Below are 6,142 nucleotides of genomic sequence, written 5' to 3'. Positions count from 1 at the left end.
GTTCTTTTCGAAATCGTTTTATACAGTTCTTCACCGAAATTCTTCCATATTGAATTTGAATCTCCTCCTAAAATGATAACGTTAGGATTGAAAGTATTTACAATGTTAATCAGTCCTATTGACAAATAATAAAGAAATCCCTTTAAAGCTTCCTTTGCTCTCTGTTCTCCGATATTATTTATTTTTATTAAAGAATCGAATTTCTCTCCAAGTGTCTTACCCTTCAACTTTTTTCCATTTTTCTCATATTCGGCAATTGGTAAAAGAAGAGAAGCAAAGCGCTCTAAACACCCATAATTTCCGCAATGACACTTTGTGTTTGATCTTGCTTCTACAACTGTATGTCCAATCTCACCACCAGCGAATCTTGCACCTCTTAAGATTTTGTTATTTATAATAGCCCCTCCTCCTATTCCTTGACTTATGTAGAGAAAAAAAGCGTTTCCAAACTTTTTTACGTCATTTGACAAAGCGCTTTCTGCAAGTATAGAAAGATTGGCTTCATTATCAGCAAAAATCGGATAGTTATAATGAATAAGCTCTGCTAACTTAACATTCCGCCAATTGAGGTTGGGCGCATATATTACTTCTGCCTTTTGAGGATCCACAATACCTGGAAAAGCAAAAACAATAGAGGTATATTTAGAACTTACAGGTTGTTCGTTTCTTAATAGATTTAAAAACTCGTTGACCCTTTCTATGAAACTAGAAAGAGTGCCTGTGGGAAAGGTGTATAGTTTTTTTGTTGATTTATCTAAATAACCAACTGCCACCTCAGTTTGTTCAACACCAACATTAAAAACAACACTTGAACAAAAATTTTTAGTTAGGAGTAAACTTGTTGCCTTTCTACCTAATGTATTTGTTTGAATTCTTTTTCCTTTTTCAACTAATCCTATTTTGATTAAATCAAAAACTATTCTGCTAATTGTACTGGGCGTCAATTTAGTTATGCGAGAGAGTTCAACTTGACTAAGAGGACCTTTTTCCACAAGAATTCTTACTATTAATTGCTCATTTAATAATTTCATGCTCTGAGAATTAATCTTCATATATAACTCCTTTTTATGAAAAGCTATTAATATTTCTTTCGTTGAAAGAATAAATCTTTATTTAAAAAAAATCAAGCACTATTTTACACGATTTTTTACATTTAAACTTGATTACATCAAATTACGCTTGATTAATTCAAAAATACTTTTATTTTCTTTAATTTTCTAGTAGATGTTCATTTTATGTAAAAAACAATCACCCTAGAAGTATTGTTAACAACAAACATCTGAATTTCCATTTGAAATTTCATAAAATAAGATTAAGAGGAACGGAACATATTGAGAAAGAAAAACATTCGTTTTTGAACATTTGAACAACTCTCATTTCAATTCTGATCTGACTTTCAATTTTACATTGACTGCTTATAAAGTGTTTTTCCGGGAATATTTTTCTTTCTTTTTCTTATGTTTCCTCACAACTTACCTTGATTGCAAAGAAGAAATTTCGTTGAAATCAATAAATAAGTTTTCCTCTGCTTTCAGAGAAAGAATTAAAAAAGGACTTAATTTCAAAACCCAAGGTAAGTAAGTATTTTGATTTGCTAAGCAATTAGCCCTTATTTCATGTAAAAAACCAATATAATAGTTCCAATAAAAGCCAGTGCCTCGATGGCCTGAAAAATGTAAACTTTATTTAGAGTTGATTTGAGATCTCCCACTTCTTTTTTCAGTTGAACGTTTTCTTTTGAAATCTCTTCCATCTTTGAAGTGGAAGATTTTATTTTACTCATTGCCTCTTCAAATTTTTGTGATTCTATCTGTTTCTCGCTTTCCATTGAAGAAAGCGTTAAATTCAAAGTTGAAAAGTCTGTTCTCAACTTCGTAATAGTCGCACTTATAGAAGAAGAAAAACTCTTCATCTTTTGTGAGTTCATTTCGTTTTGAATTTTTAAAGCAGAAACTTTCGCTGAAAGTGTATCCAGCTGTGATTTTAATTCATTTTCATTGTTTATTGCTTGAGCCAACAAACTTGATGGCGGAAGAGATTTTACATCTTTCAGAGAGGCTACCACTTTTTGTACGGCATCTAATTGCACTTTCATTTGATCCACTTCGGTTATTATTCCACTCAAACTATTTGAAGTGTTGCTTATGTAAGCTTCGAAATTGTAATACTTTTTTATCGCATCTTCGAGTTTTTGAATTTTCATGGAAAGTTCATTGGAAATTGCAACAGTTGTTGCAGAAGATGTTCCTCTATTCGCCTGACTTACTTGTGTTACTGGCTGAACCCTTCCTTGAACGTAACTCAAAAGTCTGGAAAGAATTCGCGCGAGATCACCTCTGGTGACCACAAGTGTGCCGTTGAAATTGCCATTTGAATCCAACTTCATTATGTTGTTTTGAACCATTTCTACAACGTAAGGATACAAATCTGAAGAGGGGGCGACATCGTTTATAGAAACTGCCAAAGAAATCGATACCGCTATGGTTATTAAAATAAGAAAAGCCGTAGTTTTACGTATCATCATATTTACCTCCCATTCAAAAAGAAATAAGTCTGAGACGAAAAGTAAGTTGTGTCTAAGGTTCCACTTGCCACTTGTGTGCCAATTGCATTGTAAGCTATGTAAGAGTGCTCACCTCTCGTGAGTTGTATAGAAATAGGGGTACTTCCTTTTTTGTTACCATCTATTACCAGATTTAGCGGATCGGGATAAGAAACAAATGTGATTTTAACACTACTTGGGTCGTTAAAGGTGAAGCTGTAAACTTTATCTTTAAGCAGCAAGATTTTTTTGTCTATTTCTCCATCGCTCCATTTAACATTCAAAAGATGAGTACCAGCTGTTACTTGCTTGGAAAATATGGGGGCTTTTCCTATGACCTTTCCATCCAATGTTACAGTTGCTCCCAAGGGATAAGTGGAAATAAACAGGGTGCTCATTGGTTGCAAAAAGACATGCACATCTGAAACTTCTCCAGCTTTCACTTCAATGTATCGCGATAAAACGGGAAAAGATGGATTAAAAAATTCCACCTTGTAAACTCCAACATCTGCGTTCAAAGTGGCGGGGACACTTGTCCATACTTGTCCAATGTGAACTATGGTATTGGTAGATGGATAGGCATCTATCAGCACCATGCCCGAATTTACCATATCTCCATAAATGGTCTTTATTTCCCCGTTTAGGACAAAGTTTTCGAACCACACTTTTCCGTTGTTACCTACCATTTTAACTTTGTATTTTCCGTAAGGCAGGCTAACACTTTTTTGAGTTTGACCTATGAATTTTCCGTTTAAATTTATGGCAGCTCCGATAGGGTTTGAATTAAAAACCACAAGTCCTTTTTTTGGCTTGAGTTTTACCGTGTATTTTCCGCTGTGATTTACAAAAAATTCTCCTGTCGCTTCATAAGTATACTTCTGATGAGCAATGTATTTGTAAATTCCTTTGGTAAGTTCAAATGTAGCCGGTGCAACAAAAGTTGTTGATGCCATACTTACAATGGCACCAGAAGGAGAAGAATCTATTGTAACTTTGAACAGTCTATTAAGTTCAAAGTGAAATGTCAAAGGAGTGGAATTTTCAGGCACATAAACATCTGTAGAAAACGGAGCATATCCAATAAAGCTAAAAGACAAAGAATGCTTTCCGCTTTTCAAATAAGTGGAAATTGGCGTGGTAAGGGTTGCTTCATCGTCTAAAACGACAAAGACATGAGGAGGTGAAGTGGTGATCGAAATTTTTCCAGATTTTTGGAGTTGAAAATCTTTTTTAATAATCCCAAATGGTTGAGTTGTAACAAACACTTTTTGAGGAACGTACCCATCTTTTTGCACAATAACTTCGTGTCTTCCGGCAGCTAGTGTTACTGTCGCTGGTAATAGATAATTATTGCCATCCACAATAGCTTGAGCATCAGGCTGAGCACAAGATATGTAGAGATATGAAATAGGTTTCAAATTCACGTGAACAGTCGTATTTGTATTTCCGTTGAAAATAAAAGCATATGGAGAATAACCTATATTTTCAATTTTCACTTTTGATCCATCTTCAACTTTTATGGTCAATTCCCCGTTTTCATTTGTTTGTCCCACTAAAACATCGTTAACGTACACCAACGATTGCGGTGGATTCGTTATCAACGTTAAAGAAACGGCAAAAATGCTTGTTGCAAATAACAAAAACGCAAATATCAACAAGCTAAACTTTCTCTTCATCTCTCTCAAACCTCTCTATCTCCTACCCTAAAAGGTTTGCGTTCAACTCTATCAAAGAAATTGTAAAGCTCTTCGCGCGGATCTTCATTGTAATAAGGACGCGTGCAATTTGGACACCCCGAAGTCAAAAAAGCCCTTGGAGAAATATTGTCAATTTTCATGCCGTAATCTATTATTTCGCTTTTTTCAGAAAAAGAAAAATTTGATACCGTGCTAATCCCATTTTCTATTAAATATCGCGCAACTTGAACTCTTCTATAAGTGTCCATTGAAGGTTTTGGATGTCTTTCAAGTTTCGTGCCCTTCAAGGGTGTAAAAGCAAAGAGCCCCACTGTAATTTGCCATTCATGCATTTTTTGAAAGAATTCGGCCATTTCTTTTTCACTTTCGCCTAAACCAACTATTGCATGAGTGGTTATACGGTTAGGAAATGTCTCAGCCAATTCTTTCAATAGGTTTAAATGTGAGCCCAAATCTCCCCCACGATATTTCGCGTAAAACTTTTTACTTATAACATCTGTAGCAACTCCAAGCCTTTCAATACCGTTTTCAAACCACCTTTTTGCTTCTTCAATGCTAAAAACGCGCACGCTCGCAGAGATTGGTATTTTTAATCTTTTTACGCGTTTTAGAAATTCAAATGCTTCATCTCTCGCTCTTTCTGATGAAACAACCTGAAGACATATTCTTTTGATCTTCTCATTGTATTTTTCTATGGCTTCAACGATATCTCCCATGTCAAATTTTGGCCAAACAACCCTCGAAAGCATTTTTTCAGATGTAAAACTCGTTCTTGCCTGCGCACAATAAGCGCAATCAAATATACACCTTTCACCAAACATGGTGTATATCGTTTGCATATCTAACTTTGGGCCAGATTTTACAAGTTCTAAAAAACGCGCGCTTCCGTAAGAAATTCTCACATTCCAACCTCCAAATTAGGAACAACGTTCAGGTTCAAGTCTGCAAATGCACCCCTTATGTAATATTGCCATCCGGCTGCAGCTATCATGGCAGCGTTATCAGTACAATATTTCAAAGGGGGAAAATGAAAGAAGAGTTTTTCGTTTTCTTCGGCTTCTTTCGCTTTCTTTCTAAGCAACGAATTGGCAGAAACACCTCCTGCCAAAACAACATGAGAAATACCGTACTCCTTTGCAGCTTTAACAACTTTTTCTATTAAAAGAGAAGTTACGGTTTCTTGAAATGAAGCGGCAACGTCTTCAATCTTTATTCCTTCGTTGTCTCTCAAAAAGTAGCGCACGTGTGTTTTCAATCCGCTAAAGCTGAAATCGTACTTTCTCTTTGTTTTCGGCTTTGGAAAATCGTAAACGCTTTTTCCATCCTTGGCAGCTTTTTCTATTTGTGGACCGCCGGGATAAGGCAAGCCTATCATTCGAGCAACTTTGTCAAAGGCTTCCCCCGCCGCGTCATCTATGGACTTGCCAAGTATTTCGTAGGAAAACATCGATTTCATGTACAGAATTTCCGTATGCGCTCCAGAAACCATAAGCACTAAACATGGAAGCTCTATGGAGTCATCGAAAAGAAAGACCGCGTTTAGATGCCCAAGCATGTGATTCACTCCTATGAGTGGCACTTTCCACGCATATGACAACGCTTTTGCGTAAGAAACGCCAACAAGTAAAGGCCCAGCAAGACCGGGCCCATATGTAACCGCAATTGCGGAAATTTCACGGGGATCAATTTTCGATTTTTCCATTACCATTTTAACTAACACGCTTATGTTTTCAAGATGATGCCTTGAAGCTATTTCTGGAACAACTCCACCATATAAAGCGTGTGTGGAAACTTGAGAAGCTGTTTCTTCGGCTATGATTTTTTCCCCATTTTCAACTATCGCTATTGAAGTTTCATCACAAGAACTCTCTATTCCGAATATTAAAGCCATTTACATCTCCGA

At 36.1% G+C, this 6,142-nt stretch carries 5 protein-coding genes; all 5 read right to left on the bottom strand.

Annotated features, from left to right (window positions below; genetic code table 11):
- Nucleotides 1-1,052 (bottom strand): ROK family transcriptional regulator (locus ACXJIN_RS01985; RefSeq protein ID WP_456399130.1); only part of this gene is annotated, 1,052 nt, incomplete at its 3' end.
- Between the two features lie 557 nt (nt 1,053-1,609).
- Nucleotides 1,610-2,521 (bottom strand): S-layer homology domain-containing protein, encoded by a 912-nt coding sequence (locus ACXJIN_RS01980; RefSeq protein ID WP_456399129.1) that lies wholly within the window; start codon nt 2,519-2,521, stop codon nt 1,610-1,612.
- 5 nt (nt 2,522-2,526) lie between these two features.
- Nucleotides 2,527-4,218: a PEGA domain-containing protein gene (locus tag ACXJIN_RS01975; RefSeq protein ID WP_456399128.1), complete on the bottom strand. Its 1,692-nt coding sequence runs from the start codon at nt 4,216-4,218 to the stop codon at nt 2,527-2,529.
- Between the two features lie 5 nt (nt 4,219-4,223).
- Nucleotides 4,224-5,141 carry a LipS2 family lipoyl synthase gene (gene lipS2 / locus ACXJIN_RS01970; RefSeq protein ID WP_456399127.1) on the bottom strand — a complete coding sequence of 306 codons (918 nt, stop codon included), beginning with the start codon at nt 5,139-5,141 and terminating at the stop codon, nt 4,224-4,226.
- Entirely contained in the window at nt 5,138-6,130 is a 993-nt protein-coding gene (tsaD, locus tag ACXJIN_RS01965) for a tRNA (adenosine(37)-N6)-threonylcarbamoyltransferase complex transferase subunit TsaD (RefSeq protein ID WP_456399126.1), read from the bottom strand. Before tsaD ends, lipS2 begins: the two co-directional genes overlap by 4 nt.
- Between the last annotated feature and the right edge of the window lie 12 nt (nt 6,131-6,142).

Source organism: Mesoaciditoga sp., from assembly GCF_054006115.1.
This window is presented reverse-complemented; position numbering and strand designations above follow the sequence as displayed.